The organism is Saccharothrix stipae (assembly GCF_054781895.1).
In genome coordinates this window covers 68036-85799 of record NZ_BAAGTN010000007.1, presented here as the reverse complement: position 1 = coordinate 85799, position 17764 = coordinate 68036, and the positions used below count along the sequence as shown (strand labels likewise).

Here is a 17764-nt window from a genome sequence, read left to right as displayed (position 1 = left end):
GCCCTACTTCGTCGCCGCGGCCGCGGCGGTTTGGGCGTCCTTCAACGCGTCCGCCGGCGCCTTCGACCCGGTGAGCGCCGCCTGCACCGCGCTCCACAGCGGCTGGGAGATCCTCGGGTAGCGGGTGCCGAGGTTGTCGCCGGTGCGGCCCTTGGCCGACTTCACCGCCTCCACCCACACCCCCAGCTCCGGGTTGGCGGAGACCTGCTGCTCCTGCACCGACGCGACGGCGGAGACGTAGGTCAAGGCCGTGTCGGTGGCCAGCACGGTGTCCGGGCCGGTGAGGCAGTTGGCGATCTTCGCCGCGGTCGCTTCCGCGCCCGTGTCGTCCTGGATCGGCACGGTGACGAACTCGCCGCCGGTCGGGGCGGGCGCGACACCGCCGGTGCGCGACGGGATCGGGATGACGCCGTACTCGAACCCGGCCTTGCCCAGCTGCCAGGTGCCGTTCTCGGCGAAGGCGTACTCGCCGGTGGCGAACTCCTGCCAGCTGGTGGTCTGGGTGTTGCCGATGACCGAGTTCGGCGCGTGCCCCTTGTCCACCCAGGACTTCCACAGCTCCACCGCGGCCACGGCCTGCGCCGAGGACAGGTCGGTGAGCTGCGCGCCCGCGCCCCAGAACCACGGCAGGAACTGGAACGTGCCCTCCTCGGTGCCGATCGCGGAGAACGTGATGCCCTTCTTGCCCGCCGCGACGACCTTCGTCAGCGCCGCGTCCAGCGAGGCCCAGTCCTTGATCGAGGCCGGGTCGACGCCGGCCGCCGTCAGGACCGCCTTGTTGTAGTAGAGCGCCAGCGTGTTCGCCCCGATCGGCACGCCGTAGGTCTTCCCGTCCGACTCGGCCGCCGCCATGAGGTTCGGTGACGCCTGGGAGGCGTCCAGGCCGGTGTCCTGGTTGGGCTTGAGCACGCCCGCCTCGGCGAGCGTGGACACCACGGGGTTGTCCACCACCAGCACGTTGGGGGCGACGCCCTGCTGGGCGGCGAGCAGCACCTTGTTGGTCAGGTCCGACGTGTCGTAGGCCTGGCGCTCGACCTTGACGCCGGCCTTCGCGCCGCAGTCCTCGATCACCTTCACCCACTGCGAGGAGCCGTCGAACTGCGGGTACGGGTCCCAGACGGCGAACGTGCCGCCCGCGCCGGTGTCGCCGGAGCCGCCGGTGGACGAGGAGCAGGCGGACAGGGTCAATCCCGCCGCGACCAGGGCGACGGCGAACCGCTGGGTGATCGGTGAGGGGCTCATGGGGTGGTCCTTCCTGGCGGCGGCGTCGGCGACCCGTCAGACCTCGGGTCGAACCGGTTCGACCAGTGGGAGATCCGGTCAACCTAACGGCCCGCACGAACCCGTGCAATACCTCGGTGGCCTATCATCGACACCAGTCGAACCGGTTGAACGGAGTGCGCATGAACATCGGGGAGATCGCCAAGCGCGCGGGCGTGTCGCGCAGCACGGTGTCCTACGCGCTGAGCGGGAAGCGGCCGGTGTCCACGGCGACCGCCCGGCGGATCAACGAGGTCATCGACGAGCTGGGCTTCCGGCCCAACGCCAGCGCGCGGGCGCTCGCCGAGGGGCGGACCCGCACGTTGAGCCTGGTGATACCGCCCGCCAGCAGCCGGCTCACCGACGCGCAGCTCGGCTTCGTGGCCAGCGTCGTGGAGGTCGCCGCCACGCACGACCTCGACGTGCTGCTGTCGCCCAGCGGCGGCGACCACGACCGGTCGTTCGAGCGGATCGTCACCGGTCGCCGGGTCGACGGCGTGATCCTGATGGAGATCCTGCTGGACGACCCGCGGGTGGCGCGCCTGGAGCAGGCCGGGCTGCCGTTCGTGACCATCGGCCACGTCGAGCACCCCGGCGCGTCGTGGTGGGTCGACGTGGACTACGCGGCGCTGATCCGGCGTTGCGTGCACCACCTCGCCGACCTCGGCCACCAGGACGTGGTGCTGGTCAACCGGTCCGACGAGCTGGTGGCCGCGGGCTACGGACCCGCCCTGCGGTCGTCGGCCGGCTTCCTGGAGGCGGCGGGCGCGCGTGGGCTGACCGCCCGCACCGTGTGCTGCGCCGACGAACCGGCGGCCGGGTTGGCGTGCTTCGAGGACATCCGGGGCCGCTGGCCCGAGGTGACCGCGGTGGTGACGATCAACGAGGCCGCGCTCCCCGGCCTCCAGCAGGCCCTGCACCGGGCAGGCCTCGACGTGCCGCGCGACCTCTCGATCACCGGCGTCATCGCGAGCCGCCTCGCGGAGGGCTTCCACCCCCAGCTGACCGCGGCCGACGTGCCCGCCGAGGAGATGGCCCGCCTGGCGGTGGACCTGCTGGTCGAGCAGATCGCCGACCCGGCCGCGGCACCACGCAACGCCCTGCTCGAACCGCCCATCTCGTTGCGGTCGAGCACCGGGGCCCGCCGCCGCTAGGCGCTTGCGCGCGGCCGGTTCCCTCCCGACGACGTGACGGTGATGTCGGCCGGGAACCTCGGGTCGATCTCGTAGTGGGTGTCGTACTGGCTGCTGAAGCCGGTCACGCGGACGGTCTGCCCCGCGGCGAGGCCGGTGAGGTCGATGCCGGTCTGGGTGTTGACGAAGATGGTGAGCTCGCCGGAGCCGTCGTCGACGTAGAACTTGTGGCCGTAGGGCAGGTCGGACTCCGGGGCGCGGGTGATCGTGGCGGCCACGCGCACCAGCAGCCCTTCGGTGGCCTCGCCGACGGCACCGGTGGCGAGCGGCCTCGGCCGGACCGCGGAACCCCTGCCGCGCACGCGGACCGCGCCCGGGTCGGCGGGGACGAGGATGAGCAACCCGGCGCTGCTGCGCAGCGTGCCGGTCACCCGCACCCGATCGCGCGGTGCGACGCCCAGGTCGACCGCGACGCTGACGTAGATCCCCCCGCTCCGGTCCTGGATCGCGAAGCCCCGGTCGAAGAAGCTGGACTCGAACGCACCCGACGGCGTCGTGGCCGTGCCCTCGACCGTGACCACCGCGTCCAACGGCAAGGTCCGCGCCCGAGCGATGGACACCACGTGGTGCGACGACTCCGCCCGGGCCGGTAGCGCCACACCCGTGGAGGCGAGCGCCAGGAGCAGCACCGGAACAACACGCGGCCAAGAGAACATGGGTGGAGGTCCTTCCCGACCGCCGACACCACTTCGGCGGTTTCCCCCCCGAGCCTCCCACATGAGCAACGCGAAGATCAGCCCCCGGCCGGTCGACAGCCCGGACGATCCCACCGGCTCGGCTCACCCGGGCCCAGCTGCCGCGCGATCGCCTAACCGGCGTGCGCGGCCGCCCGTGCCACCAACCTCTGCCCGTCCCTCAGACCGGCCACGACCGTCCCCCACAGCACCGCCGCGCCGCCGAAGCCGGGCACCAGCCGCCACGACCACTCCGCCCCGAGCGCGCCGAGCACCACCGCGAGCACGGCCGTCCCGCAGAGCAGGGCGGCCAGCAGCAGGTACCGGTCGGAGCCGAAGAGCTTCGCGAACGGCGCGAAGTGCGCGCCGACGACGAACAACACCCAGGCGGGGGTCGCCTGCGGGAGGTCGAGGGCCGCCAGCACCCGCGCGCCCGCGAAGATCCCGACCACCATCAGCAGCACCGCGATGCCGTACCCCTTGCCGAACGGGCTGTCGGACCGGCCGCCACCAGGGGGCAGCCCGCCACCGGAGCGGCCGAGGCGGAACACCCAGCCGGTCAGGCCCAGGGCGATCGCGACACCGACGACCGTCAGCACGGCCGCGCCGCCCGTCACCGAGGCCACGCCGGAGAACCACCACCCGGCACCGAACCCGACGCCGATCAACGACGTGATCATCAGCGTGATCACGTGACCCTTGGTGAACTGCTCGTCGCTCATGACGCCCCCTCGACCGCGATTGCCCGACAACTGCCTACACGGCGGCGAACGACCCGGCACGGTCGGGGTCAGCGCCCGGACGTACGGCGGGCCGCGCGCCTCTCCGTCGTCGTCAGATGACGACGACGGAGAACGCGTGCACGCACCACGGCCCGTCGAGGTTGGTCACCCACACGCTCCCGGAGTTCCCGTCGACCTCCTGCCCCTTGGCGGTGCCCCGGAGGTAGAGCTGGAAGGACCCCGGTCCGGAGGTGATGCCGTCCTTCGTCGAGTCGATCGCGAGGTCGGGCTCGTACCCGATCAGCTCGTCGACGTGCCGCGGCTGCTTGATGGCGTCCGCGCAGAGCTGCGCCTTGGCCTCGGCCGCGTCGCCCGCGTTGACGTTGTCCACGAAGGCCCGCAGGGTCTCCAACCCGGCGGGGTCGACCGGTTTCCCGCCCGCGGTCGGCGTGCCGGGCGGGGTCGGGGCGGCGGTGGTCGAGCCGGTCGGGGCGGCGCTGGTCTTGCCGACGTCGGCGCGGGCGATGTTGTGCCAGCACCAGGTGTCGCCGTCCCGGACGACCTCGACCTCGAACTTCTCCCTCTTCCACGCGGTGGCCACCTCGAAGGTCCCCACGGCCGCGTCGGTGGACGTCTTCGGGTTGCCCACGGGTTCGGCCCCGCGGAACGGCGCGACGTCGTCGATGACCTTGTGCACCGCGGACCCGGCCTCCGAACAGGCGACACCCTTGAGGAAGTCGGTGTCCTGCGAGCCCAGGGCCTCGACCACCGCGTCCACGAGCCGCTCCGGGTCGGCGCCCGGCGGCACGGAGGAGGACGTCCTGGGCGGCGGGGTCGTGCTGCTGCCACCCGTGCCGCCGTCCCCGAGGAAGAAGCCGGGCGCGACGAACCCGGTCAACCCGATCCCACCCAGCACCAGCACGACCACCGCGATGATCACCCCGGTGCTCCGCCTCGGCGGACCCTGGTACCCCGGAGGCGGTGTCGGTCGCGGGAATCGACCGGACGGGTCGTGCCCGCCGAACGGCTGCTGCGGATACGTCATGCGGCCTCCCCGCTCCTGGTCGCCGCTTACGACGGGAGCCGACCGCCATCCGTTCCGGGTACCGCCGGTTCTTCGCCCCCGAGTGGCCGGTTGCTAGCGTGACGCGGTGTCTGAGCGAGAGCACACCGGGCGGATCCTCGACGGCCGGTTCGAGCTGCTGGAGAGGCTGGGCAGCGGTGGGATGGGGACGGTCTGGCGTGCCCTCGACCTGGGGCTGCACCGCGAGGTGGCCATCAAGGAGGTCCGCCCGGCCGACGCCGACCAGATCGACGGCAACTCCGCGATGGCCGCCCAGCTGCGGGAGCGCGTGCTGCGCGAGTCCCGCGCGCTCGCCCGGTTGCAGCACCCGAACGTCGTGTCGATCTACCAAATCATCGAGTCGGCCGACTCGCCGTACCCGTGGATCGTCATGGAACTGGTCCGCGGCACGTCGCTGGACGCGCGGCTGAACGAGGGTGTGCTCAGCCCGGTCGAGGCGGCGGGCATCGGGCGGGACGTGCTCGCGGCACTGCGCTCGGCCCACTCCGCGGGCGTGATGCACCGCGACGTCAAGCCGGGCAACGTCCTGCTGCGCACCGACGGCAGCGCCGTGCTCACCGACTTCGGCATCGCCGCCCTCCAGGGCTCGACCCAGCTCACCGCGACCGGCGACGTCATCGGGTCCCCGGAGTACATCGCCCCGGAACGGCTGCGCGGCGACGAGACGCACACCGCGTCGGACTTCTGGTCGCTGGCGATGCTGCTGTACGTGGCCGTCGAGGGCTACCACCCGATGCGCCGCGCGAGCACGATGGCGACCCTGGCCGCGGTGATGACCGAGCCGGTCCCGCCGCCGCGGCGCGCGGGCGCCCTCGCACCCGCGCTCAACGCCGCCCTGCGCAACGACCCAGCCGACCGGCCGACCGGCGAGGTGCTGGACCAGATGTTCGCCGCGGCCGAGCGCGACTCGTCCCCGCTCCTGGGACCTCCGACCCCGGCGGGGTTCGCCGTCCAGGGACCTCCCACCCCCGCGGGGTTCGCCGTCCAGGGGCCGCCGAGCGGTCCTCAGCCCCAGTCGCACTGGCCGTCCGGACCGACGCCGACACCGGTCGGCGGGCCGCGTCCGCCCGGCTACCCGCAGTCCTACCCCACCCCGCTGCCCGTGCCGCGCAAGCGGACGGGTGCGGTGGTGCTCTCCCTGCTCGGGGTGGTGCTGATCGTCGCGGTGACCCTGCTGGTGGTCCACCTGACCCGCCCGGACGACCCGCGCGACTCCCGTGCGGGCTCGTCGTCGACCACCCCCGTGACCACCCAGTCGAACGTCGGTCTGCCCAACGGCCCGACGACCACGGCGGCCGACGCGGTGAAGGACGACCTGCTCACGCCCGCCGGCGCGCGCAAGGCGGTCGGCGCCCTCGGCGAGGTGATCGGTGGGACCAAGGTGTCCGAACTGACGCTGTGGCCGGACCACGCGACGGCAGTCGCCCCGACGGCGGCGGTCGCGCACGGCTTCGACGAGTTCGAGTACAAGGGCGGCAAGGCGACCAGGAAGGGCCCGGACGGGGTCGACGCCGACCGCCCCGTGATCGACCTGAACGAGGTGAACTGGGACGCCCTGCCCGCGCTGTTCGAGCGGGCGAACAAGGAACTGGGCGTCCCGCAACCGACCCTGCGGTACATGATCGTCGACAGCGACATCATCGAGAAGACCCCGTCGCTGAAGGTGTACGTGATCGACGGCTACGGTGGCGCGTTCCTCCAGGCGAACCTGCAGGGCCAGGTCCAGAAGACCTACCCGCGCGGCAAGTGACCCCTCGGCACGACCGGGTCGGGCGGCACTGGCGCGCGGCCGGTCCCCGGGTATGGCGTGCCGCAGCGCGCGTGCGGAGGTCGGGGTCGCGGGGTTAGGTTCGTCCTGGGAGTCCGCACCGGCGGAGGTGGTCCGCGCGGGCGGACCGACCGCAGGTGGTGCCGCGGCCTCGTCGGGCTGGGGGTGCACCGCCGGCGGTGCACCTCACCGGTGACGACGGGGACGGATGTGGACGGGCGGCGTCGAGACCTGCTGGCGCGGATGATCGCGGAGTGCGAACCGGGCCGCGCCGACTGGGCGCGTGCGGTGTGCGCGGTGTGCGTCGGCGTCGTGGCCGGTGTCGAGGGCGCGGCGTTGACGTTGCGCAGCGCGTCGCGGGCGGAGGAGGTGCTCGGGGCCAGCGACCCGTGGGCGTCCGGGCTGGAGGAGATCCAGTACACCCTCGGTGAGGGGCCCGCGGTGGAGGCGTTCGCCACCGGCGGCCCGGTGCTCATCGCGGACGTGCGGGTCGACCAGGTGCGCTGGCCGGGGTTCGCGGAAGCGGGCACGGCGGCGGGCGTGGCGGCGGTGCTCGCGTTCCCGTTGCGGGCCGGAGGCATCCGGCTGGGCACCTTGGACCTCTACCGGCGCCGTCCGGGCGGCCTGTCGCCCGACGCGGTGGCCGACGCGCTGGTGCTGGCCGACGTGATCACGCTCGCGCTGCTCCGGCACACCGAACTGGTGGGTGAGGACGAACGGCACCGGGCCATCTCCTACCAGGACGTCAACATGGCCACCGGGATGCTCGCCGCGCAGCTGCGGGTCGACCTGGAGGACGCGTTCGCGAGGCTGCGGGCGCACGCCTTCGCCACGAGCCGCTCGGTGGTCGACGTCGCGAGTGACGTGCTGGCGCGCCGCATCCCACTGGACCGACTCGCGGAGTGACCGGCCGACGTGAGCGCGGTCAGGGGCCAGGACCGTCAGCCGTCGGCAGCGAGGACGTCGTCGACGAAGCGCTCCGCGAAGTCGCGGAGCTTGACGTTCTCCCGCTGCGACCGGTCGACCAGCATCGCGAACGCCTCGTCGGCGCCCACCCGGTGCACGGCCATCACGATGCCCTTGGCCTGTTCGATGACGGCCCGTGAGGTCAACGCGCGGCGCAGGTGAACGGCCTGCTGACGCGCGCGCAGGTAGCGGCGGGCGTTGCGCAACGCCGCCTCGGCGGCGGTGGTGTACAGCTCCAGCAGGGCCGCGTCGAGCGCGCGGAAACCGTCCGCCCGCCCGCTGTAGAGGTTGAGCGAGCCGGGGGTGTCCTCGTCGACGCACAACGGCACCGACAGGAAACCGTCGACGCCGAACCCCGCGGCCCGCGCGGCGAAGGCCGGCCACCGGTCCGGCAGTTGGACCGCCGTCGCGTGCACCACCTCACCGGTCCGCGCGGCTTGCAGGCACGGCCCTTCGTCCGCGCGGTACTGCGCGACGTCCAACTCCCGCGCCTCCGGCCGGGTCGCCGCGCCGGTCACGGGACCGTCGTCGGACAGCAGCGTCACGCTCACCATCTCGGTGCCGGGGATGGCGCGCGCCACCTGTCTGCAGATCCGGTCGAGGATGACCGGCAGTTCCTCCTCCCGGTCCAGCGCCTCGCACAGCCCCTCCAACGCACCGGTGACGTCGTCCAGCCGCCGGACCAGCACATCGGCGACCTCGTCCCCCACCACACCCCGCCGCCCGCCGCCCATCGCCACCCGCCTCCTCCGTTGGTCCACCACCCTCGTGCTCCTGCGGTCCGGCCGCCGGCAGCGCCGTGGTCACCCACGAATGTGCCCCCTTCGAACCGTCGTCACACTTGCCCCCGGGCGGTCGGCGAGGTGATCGGGAGGCGGGGTCAGATCAGGCCGAGGTCACGGGCTCTCGCGCCGGCCTGGAAGCGGGACTCGGCGCCCAGGGCCGTCATCAGTTCCGCGACCCGCCGCCGGTAGGTCCGCACGCCCAGGCCGAGCGCGCGGGCCGCCGTCTCGTCCTTGCAGCCCGACGCCAGCAGCTCCAGCACCTGCGGCACCAGCGTGAACAGCTCCGTGTGCTGGGCGTCGTACACCGCCAGGTCGGTCGCCGAGCGCCAGGCGGCGTCGAACAGGGACGCCACGTTCTGCACCACCGTCGGCTCCGTCACGACGCCGTAGCCCCGGCGGCCGTCCACCACGTCACCCGCGAGGATCGCGAAGCGGCGGTCGATGATGATCGTCTCGTTGATGTCGTCCCGCGTGATCCGCACGGCCGCGCCCCGCGCCGAGGCCGCACGCACGTGCTGCGCCATCGACGGGTGCAACAACACCTCCGGCCGGTACAGCTTGCGCAGCGTCGGCGTCGGCCTCGGCGTCGGCACCAGTCGGTCGTCACGGGGGCGCGGCCGCGTCGCCGCCCACGTGTTCAGGTCCCGCGCGGCGCACGTGACCTCGCTCGCCGTCGCGAACAGGTGGGCCGTCCGGCGGTACAGCTCCTCGTCACCGTGGAGGACGGGCACGTGGTCGAGGCTCATGCCACCAAGTGTGCCCACGGCGCAACCCCATCGCCGACGTCGGCAGGAAGTTGCCATCCCCGGCGGTCGGTACCCGAAGAACCCAAGCTGGGATCATGAGCACAACGATCGACGCGACGGCCGCCGGCACCTGGGAGCTGGGCGACCGCACGGTCAACCGCCTCGGCTTCGGGGCCATGCGGCTGATGAGCAACGCCGACGGTGGGCCCAGCGACCGCGCGCGGGCCGTCGAGGTCCTCCGCGGAGCCGTCCGACTGGGTGTCAACCACATCGACACCGCCGCCTTCTACTTCTCCGCGCTGCGCTCCGCCAACGAGCTGATCAACACCGCCCTCGCGCCGTACCCGGAGGACCTGGTCATCACCACCAAGGTCGGCCCCGGCCGCGACCCGTCCGGCGACTGGGTCCACGCGGACGACAAGGCAGGGCTGCGCGGCCAGGTCGAGGAGAACATCCGCCAGCTCGGCCTCGACCACCTCGACGTCGTCAACCTCCGCATCGGCCGGAACCTCGACCGTGGCGAAGGCTCGATAGCGGACCGCTTCCAGGCGCTCGCCGAGCTCCGGCAGGAGGGTCTCATCCGGCACCTCGGCATCTCGAACGTGGGCGTCGAGCACCTGCGAGAGGCCCTCGCGATCGCACCGGTGGTGTGCGTCCAGAACCAGTACGGACTCGTCACGCGGCGGGAGGACGACGCGCTCATCGAGCTGTGCGCGGCCAACGGCGTCGCGTTCGTCCCGTTCTTCGCCATCGGCGCGGGCATCCCCGGCGCGTCGCCGTTCGGACCGGCCGACGAGACCGGCAGGGACGTGATCGCACAGGTCGCGAAGGCGCACGGCGCCACCGCCGCCCAGGTCCGCCTCGCCTGGACGCTGCACAAGGGCCCGAACGTCCTCGCCATCCCCGGCACCGGCGATCCGGCGCACCTGGAGGAGAACGTGGCGGCGGCCGGGCTTCGGCTGACCGACGAGGACATGTCCCGCCTCGACGCGATCGTGTGAGCCGACCGGGTGCCGTCACCGGAGCAACCCCGTGCCGTCCGGGCCACGACTCCCCCAACGGTGGGCCGTGCAGGTGTGAATCATGTGGTTGGGTGGAACCCGGCTGGCCGGAGGTTGCCGTGGATGGTGGCGGGTTGCGCCCGTATGACGTGTTGTCGGCGGCCGAGACGGCGCCGCCGGTGGAGTCCATCGAGGTCGTCGCGCGCGACCTGGCGAAGCGGTTCGAGGCGTTCGACGTGTCGTTCCTGCTGGTCGACCTCGTCGACGAACGGCTGGTGCGGCTGACCTCGACCACGCGGGACCTCGGCGGGGTCGGTGCGGAGGGCGTCGACCTGCGCGACAGCGCCTACGAAGAGGTGCTGCGCACCCAGCGGCCGTGGCGGGCGCGGGACGGCGACGGGGTGCGCGTGGTGCTGCCGGTGACCAACCGCGGCGACTGCGTCGGCGTGCTGGAGGTGACCGTGCCCTCCCTGGACGAGGAGATGCTGGCGCAGCTGTCCGAGGCCGCCCACGCGCTGGCCTACGTCATCGTCACCGACCGCCGCTTCACCGACCTCTACCACGCCGGCCGGCGCACCACCACGATGAGCCTGGCCGCGGAGATCCAGCACCAGCTGCTGCCCACGGCGTCCTGCTGCGAAGCCGCCCAGTTCACCGTCGCCGGCGCCCTGGTGCCCGCCGACGACATCGGCGGCGACACCTACGACTACACCCTGGACCGAGACACCCTGCACCTGTCGATGACCGACGCCGTCGGCCACGACGTGGCCTCGGCGCTGACCGCGACCCTGCTGGTCGGTGCGCTGCGCCGGGCACGCCGGGCCGGCGGAGACCTGGCCGAGCAGGCGCGGCAGGCCAACCAGGCGCTGCTCGACCACGGCGGGGGATCCCTGGCGACCGGGCTGCTGCTGCGCGTGGACCTCGGCGAAGGAGGGGTCGAGCTGGTCAACGCCGGTCACCCCGCACCGCTGCTGCTGCGCGACGGCGTGGTGGCGCCGATCGACCTGGAGATCGACCTGCTCTTCGGCGTCAACCCGTACGCGTACCGGGTGCAACGGCTGAACCTGGCACCCGGCGACCGGCTGGTGCTGCTCACCGACGGCATGGTCGAACGGGACGCCGCCCGCGCGGACCTGCCCGCGCTGCTCCGAGCCACCGACGGGCTGCACGCCAGGGAGGTGGTGCGGGCGGTGACCAGGGCCGTGCGGCAAGCCTGCCGCGATCACCTGCGGGACGACGCCACCGTGCTCTGCCTGGACTGGCACGGAACCGGCCGCACCGAACGCCGGGCCGACAACGGCGCCGACACGGACACCGCCTCGCCAGCCCTCGACACCGGGTCGGGCTGAGGCGACACCCGCCCGGCCCGGTGCGAGCTAGCCCCGCGCCTCGTCGTGCGCGGGGCCACCCGGAACGGCCTGGCTCCCGAACCGCAGCGCCAGCTCGGCGTTCACCCGCACGTGGCGGAGCAGGAACGCACCCTCGTCCAGCCGCTTGCGCCGCAGCCAGCCGGTGACCTCGTCGTTGCACTTGCTCGCATTGCACGATCCGCACGCGGGCACGATGTTGTCGAGCGTGTACCGCCCTCCGCGCGACAGCGCCTGCACGCAGTCCTTCTGGAGAGGGGTACCGGTTGCCCCGCAGTACGCGCAGCCGCCCCACGCCACCTTGAGCGCGCTCCACTCCGCCACGGTGAGGTCGTTCTCCACGCGCTCCATCCGACGCTTCCGCTTGCGCGCGGCACGTACCCGCCTGCTGCCACCCACGGCCATGCGCGGACCCTACGCCCCGTCACGGCTCCAGGGCCGGAAGACCCACCGCACCGCGCCACCGCCGCCCGCCGCGGTCAGGACCTCCAGCGCTGGTTGGCCTGGCCGGTGCAGGACCACAGGACCAGCGGGGTGCCGTTGGTCGAGCCCCAGCCCGAGGCGTCCAGGCACAGGTTGGACAGCGCGTTGGTGATCGTGCCGTCGGCGTTGACGTTCCACTGCTGGTTGGCGCCGCCGTGGCAGTCCCAGATCGCCACCCGGGTGCCGTTGGCCGAACCCCAGCCGGAGGCTTCCAGGCACTTCCCGCCGTAGACCACCAGTTGCCGGTCGGCGGTGTAGGCCCAGCCCTGGTTGGTGCCGCCGTGGCAGTCCCACAGCTGGACCTGCGTGCCGTTGGTGCCGGTCGCCCCCGGAACGTCCACGCAACGACCCGAGTGCACGCCCACGATCTGCTTGGCCGTGGGCGGGGCGGGATCGCCGATGCTGCCGGGCACGGCGCGCAGCGCGGCGTACCAGGTCGCGGCCATCTTGTCGTAGCCGGCGGCGGTCGGGTGGACCCCGTCGATCAGGTCGGCGGTGGTGAGCGCGGCGTGCATGTCGACCAGGTGCACGCGCTTGCCCGCGTCGGCCTTGCTCCGCACCATTCCGGGGATCGTGGCGTTGTACGCGCGCGCGGCGGACTCCCGCGCATCGCCGCCGATCGGGATGATCGTCGCCACGAACACGTCGGCGCCCGGCGCGGTCGCGGTGATGCGGTCGACGAGGGCCGACAGGCGTGCGGGCGCGTTGGCCAGGTCGTGCTCCTGGAGCACGTCGTTGGTGCCGATGTGCAGCAGCACGGTCCGCGGGTTGGTGTTGCGCAGCCAGGTCACGACGTTCGCGTCGATCTGGTCGATGCGCCAGCCCGGGTGGCCCTCGTGGTCGTGGTCCCCCAACGACGACGGGCCGTTGAACTCCCCGCCGACGAGGTCCACGCGGTGGTTCCCGCCGCCGAACCGCTGCCACAGCCCGATGCGGTAGCCGCCGGGCACCTGCGTCCCCTCGGTGATCGAGTCGCCCAGCGGCATGACCCGTGTGCCACCGTTGGATTCCGCGGCCGCCGGTGCGGTGGGCAGCAGCGTGGCGGCGATCAACGCGGCGGCGCAGGCGATGAGCCGCCGTGATCCTGTCTGCATCCTGTACTCCCTGGTTGACACGAGCACGTTTCGTTAGCGCTAACATTGGGGGTCCGAGATGGCGCGGATGTCAAGAAACCGGTCCACGTGAGACGGTCATCATCGTCTCGATACGCGTGGACCTCCTTGCCCTCGCACCTCCTCGAAGTTAGCGTTCACATCCGCAGTGACCTCAGGCGAAGGTCGACGGCGGTGTCCACAGTGGCCGTCCCTTCCTGCCGAGCCCGCGCGGCGGGCGACGAGGTCCGAACGGAAATCTTCGACTTGGCGGCAACCTTTCGCCGAGCGGCGGCAACTGGGGGGCAGGTCCGAGTCGAGGAGTGCTGCTATGAGTGAGACCGAGTCCACCGGCCGGCGCGTGCGCCGCACCGGTGGCGCCGTGCCGCGCGGACGCCGCCGCGGGCGTTGGACGGCGATCGCCGTGGCGCTGGGCGTGGCCGCGTTCGTCGGTCCCTACCTGCTGTTCATGCGGGACGACAACCCGGGGGCGGCGACGGTCGACGCGGACGCCTACTACCAGTTCGTCTCCGTGCACAACGGCAACGCGCTGGACGTGGCCGGGGCGGACGACGCGGACGGCGCCCGGATCCAGCAGGAGCAGCTCGCCGCCGACGCCGCGAGCCAGCAGTGGCGGTTGCGGCCCGTGGAAGGCGGCTACTACCAACTGGTCAACCACAACAGCGGGAAGGTCCTGGGCGTGCGGAGCGGTTCGACCGCACCGGCCAACGTCGAACAGCAGTCGGACACCGGCGCCGTCACCCAGCAGTGGCAGCTCACCGATGCCGGCGACGGTGCGGTGAAGATCGTCTCGCGCGGCAGCGGCATGGTCCTGGGCGCGAACGACGGCTCCGACGGCCGAGCGGTCGTCCACTCCGCCGACCGGGGCGGCGCCGACCAGCGTTGGCGGCCGGCCCGGGCGAAGACCGTCGCCAGGCCGTCGCGCCCCGCGATGGCCACCGGCGCGCCCAAGCCCTCACCCAGCACGTCCGCCGCCCCGACCACGCCGTCCAAGCCGTCGACCGGCACGGGTGGTTACACCTGGCGCAACGTCCGGATCGCGGGTGGCGGCTTCGTCACCGGCTTCGTCTTCAACACCACCCGCAAGGACCTGCTGTACGCGCGCACCGACATGGGCGGCGCGTACCGCTGGGACGGCAAGGCGGGCCAGTGGGTCCCGCTGACCGACTGGGTCTCGGACTGGAACATGCTGGGCATCGAGAGCGTGGCGACCGACCCGGTCGACCCCGAGCGCGTGTACCTGGCGACCGGCACCTACACCAACGACTGGGCGGGCAACGGCGCGGTCCTGCGCTCCACCGACCAGGGCAGGACGTTCCAGCGCACCGACCTGCCGTTCAAGCTGGGCGCCAACGAGGACGGCCGGTCCATGGGTGAGCGGCTCGCGATCGACCCCGCCGACCACCGCACCCTCTACCTGGGCACCCGCAAGAACGGGCTGTGGCGCAGCACCGACCACGGCGTGACGTGGAGCCAGGTCGCCGGTTTCCCCGTCAAGGACGGCGGCAGCAGCGGGGTGGGCCTGTCCTTCGTGACCTTCGGGCCCGCCGGCAGCAAGACGATCTACGTGGGTGTCGCCGACAAGACCACCTCGCTGTACCGCTCCACCGACGGCGGCGGCACCTGGCAGGCCGTGCCCGGTCAGCCCACCGGGCAGCTGCCGCACCACGGCGTCCTGTCCGGTGACGGTTCGCTGTACGTGACGTACACCGACGTCCCCGGCCCGAACGGGGTGAAGGCCGGTTCGGTGTGGAAGCACACGCCGTCCGGCGGGGACTGGAAGGACATCTCGCCGATCCCCGGCGCCGGCTTCGGCTACGCCGGGCTGGCGGTGGACCCGCAACGCCCGTCCACGGTGATGGTCACCACCCTCGACCGCTGGTGGCCCTCGGACGAGCTGTACCGCTCCACCGACGGCGGCGCCACCTGGAAGGCCCTCGGGGCCACGTCCGTCCGGGACGCCTCCGCCGCGCCGTACGTGGGCACGGGCATCGGTCACTGGATGGGCGCGCTGGCCATCGACCCGTTCGACTCCGGGCACGTCCTGTACGGCACCGGCGCGGGTCTGTGGGCCAGCCGGGACGTGACCGCGGCGGACCGCGGTGGCGACACGCACTGGACGGTTCCGGTGCGCGGGCTGGAGGAGACCGCGGTCCTCGGCCTGGTCGTGCCGCCCGGCGGCAAGCTGGTCAGCGCCCTGGGGGACATCGGCGGGTTCCGCCACGACGACGTGGAGAAGGTGCCGGCCGCGGCGTCGTCCGGACCGCGCTTCACCAACACCACCGGCATCGACTTCGCGCAGGCCAAGCCGAACGTCGTGGTGCGGGTCGGCTACGGCGGCGAGGAGCGGGGTGCCCACTCCACCGACGGCGGTGCCACCTGGACGCCGTTCGCGGGGGCTCCGGTGAGCGCCGCGGGCGGCGGCGCCGTGGCGATCTCGGCGGACGGCGGCGCCGTGGTGTGGACCGCGTCGGGGCAGCTGCCCCACGTCTCCGCGGACCGGGGCAAGACCTGGACGGCGTCCTCCGGCCTGCCCGCGGGCACGGCGGTGGTGGCCGACCGCGCCACTGCGGGCACCTTCTACGCGCTCAGCGGCGGCACCCTGTTCGCCAGCACCGACGGCGGCAGGAGCTTCACCGGCCGCGCCACCGGTCTCCCCGGTGGACACCTGAAGGCGGCCCCCGGCCACGCCGGCGACCTGTGGATCGCCGACGGCAGCGGGCTCTCGCGCTCCACCGACGGCGGGGTGAGCTTCCAGGGGCTGGGCAGCGTGCAGGGAGCAGCCGCCGTCGGGTTCGGCAAGGCCGCCCCCGGTGCCCGCTACCACGCCCTCTACCTCATCGGCACGGTGAACGGCGTCACCGGGATCTTCCGCTCCACCGACGGCGGCGGGGCCTGGGTGCGGATCAACGACGACCGGAACCAGTTCGGCGGCGCCGCAGCCGGTGTCATCACCGGGGACCCCGAGGTGTACGGCCGGGTCTACGTGGGCACCAACGGCCGCGGCGTGCTGTACGGAGAACCGTCCTGACCACCGGGCACATGGGTAGGGAGAGGGCAGCCGACAGAGATGCTCGCTGATGACACCTCGGCGGAGTTCCACGCGTTCTTCCAGCGGCACTACGCCGAGTTGTCCCGGCTGTCCTACCTGCTGACCGGTGAAGCGGATGCCGCGGACGACCTGGCCGCCGACGCCCTGATCGCCCTGTGGCAGCGCTGGGACCGGCTGCGCGCGGCCGACCACCCGCTGGCCTACGCCCGCGGCGTGGTCGCCAACCTGGCGCGGGAACGGATCCGCGGCGCGACCCGGGAGCGCCGCCGGGTCGCGCTGTTCTGGTCACACCGTCCGCAGCAGGCGCAGGACCCGGACGTGGCCGCCGTGGTGGACGTGCGGGCGGCCCTGGACCGGCTGCCGTTCCGCAAGCGGGCCTGCGTCGTGCTCCGGCACGCCTTCGACCTGTCGGAGAAGGACACCGCGCTGGCGCTGGGGATATCGGTCGGCGCGGTGAAGAGCCAGACCTCGAAGGGGCTGGCCGAACTGGAACGGATCCTCGGCGTGCGTGCGGCGGGGGACGTGGTGGCGGGGAGGAGGAGTCGGTGAACGAGGAGATCAGCAGGCAACTGCGGGAGGCCGCCGAGGCGCACCAGCCCGATCTCGGTCGGATGCTGGCACGCGTGCAACGCGGCACGGCCGGCGCCACCGTCCGCCGCCGGACGCCGGGCATCGCGCGGTCCTGGCCGAAGGTGGCGCTCGCGGGCGTCGCCGCGGCCGGGATCCTGGCGACCGCGGGCCTCGTCGTCACCGGCATCGTCCGGACCTCACCGGCGCACCCGGACAGCGCGACCAGCGCCACCGCCACCTCTCCCGGCACCACCGCCGGCTCCACGGCCCCCGCTCGCACCACCGACACCTCGGCTCCACCGCCCGCACAGGGCAAGCCGGACCGGACGACCGCAGGCCGGTCGACGCAGGGCGTCCCGAACCCGGCTTCGCCCACCGACGAGCGGCCCTCCGACGGGCCGCTGTCGTCCGAGGGCTCGATCGACCCGCACAGCCACGCCTACTGGACCCAGAGCAGGCTCGTCCTCACCACCACCCAGCCGCTCACCGCGCTCACCGTGGAACTGCGCATCACGCAGACCGGCGGCGTGCAGAACACCGGCCAGTGGCAGACCGGCCCCGGCGACGACTTCACCGTCACCACGCAGGAGGTCGACGGCGTGCTGGTCCACCGCTGGACCCTCAAGCCGGACCGCACGGTGCCCGCCGGCCACCACGCCTTCGCGGCCCAGTACAACCACCCCAACGGCGCACGCGACGCCCGCACCGACGGTTACCGCGCGCAAGCCACGGCCGCCGACGGCGACCACTCCGTCCGAGGTGACTTCACCCCCGCCGGGTAGCGGCGCCCCGGACACGCTTGCGCGTCGTCCGACCCAACGGCTACCATGCGTGGCATCTCGTTCTCGTGGATCTAGGCGGCTCAGTCCCCTCCACGGACGTTCTCACGAAATCCCGAACCGGCCGGACGTGGCTCTCGCAGCCTTTCCCGACCTGTCGACGGGTCCCACCGCGGCACGGCCGCGTCTGCACCATTCCCGA

16 protein-coding genes are annotated in these 17764 nt (G+C 73.0%); 8 read left to right on the top strand and 8 right to left on the bottom strand.

Annotation, left to right across the window (positions count from 1 at the left end):
- Window positions 1-3: 3 nt before the first annotated feature.
- Window positions 4-1242, bottom strand: coding sequence for a sugar ABC transporter substrate-binding protein (locus tag ACYVLT_RS13200; protein ID WP_461120443.1), 1239 nt, complete (start codon window positions 1240-1242; stop codon window positions 4-6).
- 161 nt (window positions 1243-1403) lie between these two features.
- On the opposite strand from ACYVLT_RS13200, the gene ACYVLT_RS13195 reads away from it, so the two are divergent.
- Complete coding sequence (locus ACYVLT_RS13195) at window positions 1404-2414, top strand: LacI family DNA-binding transcriptional regulator (RefSeq protein WP_461120442.1); 1011 nt, start codon at window positions 1404-1406, stop codon at window positions 2412-2414.
- Here the strand turns inward: ACYVLT_RS13195 and ACYVLT_RS13190 are convergent.
- The 3 genes from ACYVLT_RS13190 to ACYVLT_RS13180 all read right to left on the bottom strand — a co-directional run bounded on the left by ACYVLT_RS13190 (window position 2411) and on the right by ACYVLT_RS13180 (window position 4894).
- On the bottom strand, window positions 2411-3109 hold the full coding sequence (locus ACYVLT_RS13190) for a hypothetical protein (RefSeq protein WP_461120441.1): 699 nt from the start codon (window positions 3107-3109) through the stop codon (window positions 2411-2413). The two genes, ACYVLT_RS13195 and ACYVLT_RS13190, sit on opposite strands and share 4 nt — an antisense overlap.
- Window positions 3110-3261: 152 nt before the next feature.
- Window positions 3262-3849, bottom strand: a complete 588-nt coding sequence (locus tag ACYVLT_RS13185) for a DUF7010 family protein (protein WP_461120440.1) — start codon at window positions 3847-3849, stop codon at window positions 3262-3264.
- A 112-nt stretch (window positions 3850-3961) separates the two neighbouring features.
- Window positions 3962-4894, bottom strand: a complete 933-nt coding sequence (locus ACYVLT_RS13180) for a hypothetical protein (protein WP_461120439.1) — start codon at window positions 4892-4894, stop codon at window positions 3962-3964.
- Window positions 4895-5000: 106 nt separating this feature from the next.
- On the opposite strand from ACYVLT_RS13180, the gene ACYVLT_RS13175 reads away from it, so the two are divergent.
- Both ACYVLT_RS13175 and ACYVLT_RS13170 read left to right on the top strand, forming a co-directional pair.
- Window positions 5001-6683: a serine/threonine-protein kinase gene (locus ACYVLT_RS13175; protein WP_461120438.1), complete on the top strand. Its 1683-nt coding sequence runs from the start codon at window positions 5001-5003 to the stop codon at window positions 6681-6683.
- Between the two features lie 210 nt (window positions 6684-6893).
- Window positions 6894-7607 (top strand): GAF and ANTAR domain-containing protein, encoded by a 714-nt coding sequence (locus ACYVLT_RS13170; protein WP_461120437.1) that lies wholly within the window; start codon window positions 6894-6896, stop codon window positions 7605-7607.
- A gap of 35 nt (window positions 7608-7642) precedes the next feature.
- Here the strand turns inward: ACYVLT_RS13170 and ACYVLT_RS13165 are convergent, their stop codons facing one another.
- Both ACYVLT_RS13165 and ACYVLT_RS13160 read right to left on the bottom strand, forming a co-directional pair.
- Window positions 7643-8401, bottom strand: coding sequence for an ANTAR domain-containing protein (locus tag ACYVLT_RS13165; RefSeq protein WP_461121116.1), 759 nt, complete (start codon window positions 8399-8401; stop codon window positions 7643-7645).
- 146 nt (window positions 8402-8547) lie between these two features.
- Window positions 8548-9198, bottom strand: coding sequence for a DNA-binding response regulator (locus ACYVLT_RS13160; RefSeq protein WP_461120436.1), 651 nt, complete (start codon window positions 9196-9198; stop codon window positions 8548-8550).
- Between the two features lie 95 nt (window positions 9199-9293).
- Here ACYVLT_RS13160 and ACYVLT_RS13155 point away from each other — a divergent pair, with 95 nt between their 5' ends.
- Window positions 9294-10199, top strand: a complete 906-nt coding sequence (locus ACYVLT_RS13155) for an oxidoreductase (protein WP_461120435.1) — start codon at window positions 9294-9296, stop codon at window positions 10197-10199.
- A 134-nt stretch (window positions 10200-10333) separates the two neighbouring features.
- The gene (locus tag ACYVLT_RS13150; RefSeq protein WP_461120434.1) at window positions 10334-11548 is read left to right on the top strand and encodes a PP2C family protein-serine/threonine phosphatase; all 1215 of its coding nucleotides are present in this window, start codon (window positions 10334-10336) and stop codon (window positions 11546-11548) included.
- 27 nt (window positions 11549-11575) lie between these two features.
- On the opposite strand, the gene ACYVLT_RS13145 is transcribed toward ACYVLT_RS13150, so the two are convergent.
- Together ACYVLT_RS13145 and ACYVLT_RS13140 are read right to left on the bottom strand one after the other, a co-directional pair.
- Entirely contained in the window at window positions 11576-11971 is a 396-nt protein-coding gene (locus tag ACYVLT_RS13145; RefSeq protein WP_461120433.1) for an HNH endonuclease, read from the bottom strand.
- Window positions 11972-12045: 74 nt separating this feature from the next.
- Window positions 12046-13143 carry an RICIN domain-containing protein gene (locus ACYVLT_RS13140; protein ID WP_461120432.1) on the bottom strand — a complete coding sequence of 366 codons (1098 nt, stop codon included), beginning with the start codon at window positions 13141-13143 and terminating at the stop codon, window positions 12046-12048.
- A gap of 328 nt (window positions 13144-13471) precedes the next feature.
- Between ACYVLT_RS13140 and ACYVLT_RS13135 the strand changes: the two genes are divergently transcribed.
- The 3 genes from ACYVLT_RS13135 to ACYVLT_RS13125 are packed head-to-tail and all read left to right on the top strand — an operon-like array spanning window position 13472 to window position 17565.
- Entirely contained in the window at window positions 13472-16192 is a 2721-nt protein-coding gene (locus tag ACYVLT_RS13135) for an RICIN domain-containing protein (RefSeq protein ID WP_461120431.1), read from the top strand.
- 39 nt (window positions 16193-16231) lie between these two features.
- The gene (locus tag ACYVLT_RS13130) at window positions 16232-16762 is read left to right on the top strand and encodes a SigE family RNA polymerase sigma factor (RefSeq protein WP_461120430.1); all 531 of its coding nucleotides are present in this window, start codon (window positions 16232-16234) and stop codon (window positions 16760-16762) included.
- On the top strand, window positions 16759-17565 hold the full coding sequence (locus ACYVLT_RS13125) for a hypothetical protein (protein ID WP_461120429.1): 807 nt from the start codon (window positions 16759-16761) through the stop codon (window positions 17563-17565). The genes ACYVLT_RS13130 and ACYVLT_RS13125 overlap by 4 nt, the downstream gene beginning before the upstream one ends.
- Window positions 17566-17764: the final 199 nt, after the last annotated feature.

Excerpts from the sequence above, each read along its gene's own strand:
- ACYVLT_RS13200 (WP_461120443.1), bottom strand. The coding sequence starts at position 1,242 with ATGAGCCCCTCACCGATCACCCAGCGGTTCGCCGTCGCCCTGGTCGCG.
- ACYVLT_RS13195 (WP_461120442.1), top strand. The coding sequence starts at position 1,404 with ATGAACATCGGGGAGATCGCCAAGCGCGCGGGCGTGTCGCGCAGCACG.
- ACYVLT_RS13190 (WP_461120441.1), bottom strand. The coding sequence starts at position 3,109 with ATGTTCTCTTGGCCGCGTGTTGTTCCGGTGCTGCTCCTGGCGCTCGCC.
- ACYVLT_RS13185 (WP_461120440.1), bottom strand. The coding sequence starts at position 3,849 with ATGAGCGACGAGCAGTTCACCAAGGGTCACGTGATCACGCTGATGATC.
- ACYVLT_RS13180 (WP_461120439.1), bottom strand. The coding sequence starts at position 4,894 with ATGACGTATCCGCAGCAGCCGTTCGGCGGGCACGACCCGTCCGGTCGA.
- ACYVLT_RS13165 (WP_461121116.1), bottom strand. The coding sequence starts at position 8,401 with ATGGGCGGCGGGCGGCGGGGTGTGGTGGGGGACGAGGTCGCCGATGTG.
- ACYVLT_RS13160 (WP_461120436.1), bottom strand. The coding sequence starts at position 9,198 with ATGAGCCTCGACCACGTGCCCGTCCTCCACGGTGACGAGGAGCTGTAC.
- ACYVLT_RS13155 (WP_461120435.1), top strand. The coding sequence starts at position 9,294 with ATGAGCACAACGATCGACGCGACGGCCGCCGGCACCTGGGAGCTGGGC.
- ACYVLT_RS13145 (WP_461120433.1), bottom strand. The coding sequence starts at position 11,971 with ATGGCCGTGGGTGGCAGCAGGCGGGTACGTGCCGCGCGCAAGCGGAAG.
- ACYVLT_RS13140 (WP_461120432.1), bottom strand. The coding sequence starts at position 13,143 with ATGCAGACAGGATCACGGCGGCTCATCGCCTGCGCCGCCGCGTTGATC.
- ACYVLT_RS13135 (WP_461120431.1), top strand. The coding sequence starts at position 13,472 with ATGAGTGAGACCGAGTCCACCGGCCGGCGCGTGCGCCGCACCGGTGGC.
- ACYVLT_RS13130 (WP_461120430.1), top strand. The coding sequence starts at position 16,232 with ATGCTCGCTGATGACACCTCGGCGGAGTTCCACGCGTTCTTCCAGCGG.